The 4,267-nt window shown below is 55.5% G+C and carries 3 protein-coding genes and 1 riboswitch; of the genes, 1 reads left to right on the forward strand and 2 read right to left on the reverse strand.

Going from position 1 to position 4,267, the window contains the following annotated elements; translation table 11 throughout:
- Positions 1–595, reverse strand: a 595-nt coding sequence (locus ACRESJ_RS13905) for an adenosylhomocysteinase (protein ID WP_431758404.1), incomplete at its 3' end; no start/stop codon positions are given.
- Between the two features lie 22 nt (positions 596–617).
- Positions 618–720, reverse strand: a riboswitch (S-adenosyl-L-homocysteine riboswitch).
- Between the two features lie 129 nt (positions 721–849).
- Positions 850–2,538, reverse strand: coding sequence for a group II intron reverse transcriptase/maturase (gene ltrA / locus ACRESJ_RS13910; RefSeq protein ID WP_431758405.1), 1,689 nt, complete (start codon positions 2,536–2,538; stop codon positions 850–852).
- Between the two features lie 1,238 nt (positions 2,539–3,776).
- On the opposite strand from ltrA, the gene ACRESJ_RS13915 reads away from it, so the two are divergent.
- The gene (locus ACRESJ_RS13915) at positions 3,777–4,181 is read left to right on the forward strand and encodes an acyl-CoA thioesterase (protein WP_103396738.1); all 405 of its coding nucleotides are present in this window, start codon (positions 3,777–3,779) and stop codon (positions 4,179–4,181) included.
- Positions 4,182–4,267 lie beyond the last annotated feature (86 nt).

The following is a 4,267-nucleotide window of genomic DNA, read 5'->3' on the forward strand; positions in this document are numbered from 1 at the left end:
TGTCGTTCTTGCTCTTGGTCACCGAGTCGTTGACGTTGATGGCCGGGATTTTCAGCTCGCCCTTGGCCAGCATGTCCAGCAGGCGGTGTACGCCGGTGGTGGTTTCTTCGGTCACGCCGTGGACGCGATCCAGAACCTGTGGGTATTTCTTGTGCAGCAGCTCGGTCAGGTCGCCGCCGTCGTCGAGGATCATGTTGGCATCCCAAGGCGCGCCATCTTTGAGGATGGTTTGCTCCAGGCACCACTCGTACTCTTGCTCGGTTTCACCTTTCCAGGCGAAAACCGGGATGCCGGCAGCGGCGATGGAGGCGGCAGCCTGGTCCTGAGTCGAGAAAATGTTGCAGGACGACCAGCGTACTTCGGCACCCAGGGCAACCAGGGTTTCGATCAGCACGGCAGTCTGAATGGTCATGTGGATGCAGCCAAGGATCTTCGCGCCCTTGAGCGGTTGCTCTTCGGAGTACTTGCGACGCAGCCCCATCAGAGCTGGCATTTCGGATTCGGCGATGATGGTTTCGCGACGGCCCCAGGCAGCCAGGGACATGTCGGCGACTTTGTAGTCGTTAAAATCTGCAGGCGTGATAACAGCGCTCATGAAGAGCCTCCATTCGTAATTATGCGAATGGGCGCCGTTGTGCGTTTAGTGTCGGGCCGGTCAAGGCCTGGCAACGCCCCATCCGAGCCTGACAGGTTTTACCTGCTGCAGCGCCCCTCGGACAGGTGGCGGGAAACGGTATCAAGTAGAGGTTACCGTTTTGAGTTGGGTAGCCCCATTCCATTGCTGGAATGAGGCCCCCCAAGAACCGTACGTGCGCCTTTCAGCGCATACGGCTCAAGTCTTGCAAAACCTCAATTAGAGGCCGGTTTGTTCACTGTCAAACCCAGCGCGTGGAGCCGCTGGTGACAAACAGGGTGCAATAGTACCCGATTGCCCAAAGAGTCGTCACCACCCTGAATGCGGTAGATGACGTGATGGTCGTGCCATCCAGTCTCTTTGGTTATCGATTGCCCACATAACGCACACTTTCCATTCTGGCTTCGGAACAAGCTGACAATCTGCTTCCGGTACTTCATCTTTTTCAGCATCCGGTCCATACGCAGTTTCTCGCTCATCCCCTCCATCGCAGGATCGAAGGGGTTGTATCCTCCGCTGACTTTTCGGTGTCGCTCAATGGGGGTCTCGGCTAACGAGTACAGCTTTAGGGTCACACGTTCTCCCCTTCCGTTTATCACCGACTCGGCGAATACCCAACATTTCTGCTCCTGTGCGGGAAAGTACTTCTCCTTTATCCAGACCGCATTCTTGTTGGGGTGTCGCCGTTTAGCCCAGCGCCAAAGCGCATAGTTAATCAAATGGTCCATGCGGCTGTACGTCTGCTTGGCAACCACTGGCTGGTGGTAAATCGCCCAACCTCGGAGTACGGGGTTCAGCAGTCGGATCAAGTCTTCCTGCCTAGCGGTTTTATTGGTACTGATGACTTCCTTTACCTTGCGATAGAACGCTTGCACGTTTTTCTTGCTCGGTTTGATCAGGAGCTTCCCTTTGTACTTGCGGAAATTCCATCCCAAAAAGTCGAAGCCTTCATCAATGTGGACGACATGGGTTTTCTCCGGTGACAGCTGCAGTCCCCGTACTGAAAGGAACTGCTCCACCCAAGGCTTGATCTCGTTTTCCAGTATCTCTTTCGAGCTACCAGTGATCACAAAATCATCCGCATATCGCACCACATTGATCTTCAGCTTCTTGGCCCTTGTCACGCCCAGATGTTGCTTGAGCTGGGTTTCCAGACCATCCAGCACCATGTTTGCCAAGGTGGGCGAGATAATCCCGCCCTGCGGCGTACCGGCATTCGTTGCCTGTAGCTGGCCTTTGTGAATCACACCAGCTTTCAACCACTTCCGAAGGATCGTTTTGTCCGTAGGGACGTTGGCGATCAGCCAGTCGTGGTTGATATGGTCGAAGCAACCTTTGATGTCCGCCTCCAGTACCCATTGGGCCGAAACCTTTTGAGAAAGAGAGATGAACAGCTGCCCCATCGCATCCGCCGTCGAACGTTCAATCCTGAAGCCGTAGCTGTTCGGATCACCGGTGGTTTCTGCAATGGGCGCCAGCGCCAGCAGGTATAAAGCCTGCATGGCCCTGTCCGTCATGGTCGGAATGCCCAAAGGACGTTCTTTCCCATTCGACTTCGGAATGAACACACGCCGTAAAGGCCGTGGCTGATATCCGTGGCGCTTCAACCCGTTTGCCGCTTTCCATTTCGCGTCGGGTGTATCCCAGAGCATGCGGTCGACTCCCGCCGTGCGCTTACCCTGGTTTTCAGTGACTCGCCGTACGGCCAAGTACCTGGCCGTTCGAGAGTGGGTCAGCATCCGTTGCAAGGCTTTCACCCTGCGCCATTGGCCTTCCCGACAAGCCTTCGCAATCCGTACCTGCATTGCCCGAACATTCCGCTGAACACGACGCCAATCGATGTCGTGCCACTGCTGCGGAACGCCGGAGGGCGCAGACACGGCCTTTAGGCTGTGTTCTATCATGCTGCCTTCCTCTCAAGTTTCCCCGGACAGAAGACGTACGCATCCCCTGACGGGGATGGACGTTCCCGTCAGGGTTGGATTAATTGGAGACCACTGTTGCTGGCCTCTAAGATCATTGAGACAGGTTCAGTCAGAGTTCATGCGACGAAAGACCACGCAGAAGTCTGCCCGGTTTCCCGTGGAGTAATGTCTCAACCCCTATCCGGACCATTACAGCCCGGCGTTCGCTTTCTCTGCGATCCCATACCCGCACAGCCAACAGATCCCCTTGCGGTTCACCTGCCCGAAGGCAGCCATACGGGCTTACCACGTTCCCTGCCTGTCACACGACTGGGTTAGGGTCTGCCTTTCCACCGGTGGTCATACGGCGACGTATCTCTATCCGCTACAGCGATATCCGACCACATACCTTTTGGTTCGAGCCTGTCAGCAGTTTGGGCTCGTCAATCGTTACGGTGTTTATCAGCAGTTCACATGGGTTACCCATGCCAGCCAGCCTAGCGCCTCAACCCGGTACTGCTCCGAGCATCTGCGTCCTGCCTCGCGGCGAGGTCGCACCCGTTAGGGGGCACATTGTCAGAAAAACTTCACACCCCACCGTTACCAGTGACGCATGTCTTCGTAGGCTATCGTTGGTCGCACAACGAGTCCGCTGCCACCTTGCAGGCAAGGTAGATGGACAATGACAAACAGAGCTTGCGCTCATGTCTCCGAGAAATGACGAAAATGACAAAAGCAGGAACTGCCTAGTTAGGCGGCATGCTTGAAAGAAGTATTGCCTCTTATTTCTGAGGCAGGAGATAACCCCTACGGGGATTATTTCCCGCAGGGTTGTGCCCTGAGATAGGGCTGAGATGAGTGAGCACTCTCGAGCCGGGAACTCCGGTTCTTAGGTCGATATATAGAGTGCGAATCGACCTGGCATTGCCATCCGCCGTAGCGGCAAGTCCTTGAAGGCATAGGACTTTGGAAAGGATTTTGGTTCTCGGGATTGGGTGCCTGAGCTTCGGTTCTACTGAGAAAGAACCCTTCAAGATGACCTTACACCTCGAAGTCGGAGACACGATCTACGTGTCGTACAACGGTGGCGATTATAGCGGGCTATGCTGATCTTCCAAAGGGTTTCTGTCGGTCAATGTGCGAACGGTAATAGTGGCTATAGAAGATGCCCAATAGAGCTCTGGCGAAAGCTCTGCCATGATCCCGGGCATCTATCGGAAAGACGCTCAGGAGTGCATATGAATTTCCACACCCGCAAATGGGTCAAGCCCGAAGACCTCAACCCCAATGGCACGCTGTTCGGCGGCAGCCTGCTGCGCTGGATCGACGAAGAAGCGGCGATCTACGCCATCGTCCAGCTGGGCAACCAGCGCGTGGTCACCAAGTACATTTCCGAAATCAACTTTGTCAGCGCCTCGCGCCAGGGTGACATCATCGAACTGGGCATCACCGCCACCGAGTTCGGTCGCACCTCGATCACCCTGACCTGCGAAGTGCGTAACAAGATCACGCGCAAAAGCATTCTGACGGTGGAAAAGATGGTCTTCGTCAACCTCGGCGAGGACGGCCTGCCAGCACCCCACGGCCGCACCGAGATCAAGTACGTCAAAGACCAGTTCCAGGATGACGCCAGCGTCGAATGACAGAAAACTGTAGGAGCGAGCTTGCTCGCGATGGTCGTCAACGATTACGCGTGGTACCTGAATGCCCGCGTTGTCTGGGCTACCAT

This window comes from Pseudomonas sp. (assembly GCF_050739655.1).
Lineage (GTDB): Bacteria > Pseudomonadota > Gammaproteobacteria > Pseudomonadales > Pseudomonadaceae > Aquipseudomonas.

Bases quoted from the DNA above. Each gene is read 5' to 3' on its own strand.
- ltrA (WP_431758405.1), bottom strand. From the start codon at position 2,538: ATGATAGAACACAGCCTAAAGGCCGTGTCTGCGCCCTCCGGCGTTCCG.
- ACRESJ_RS13915 (WP_103396738.1), top strand. From the start codon at position 3,777: ATGAATTTCCACACCCGCAAATGGGTCAAGCCCGAAGACCTCAACCCC.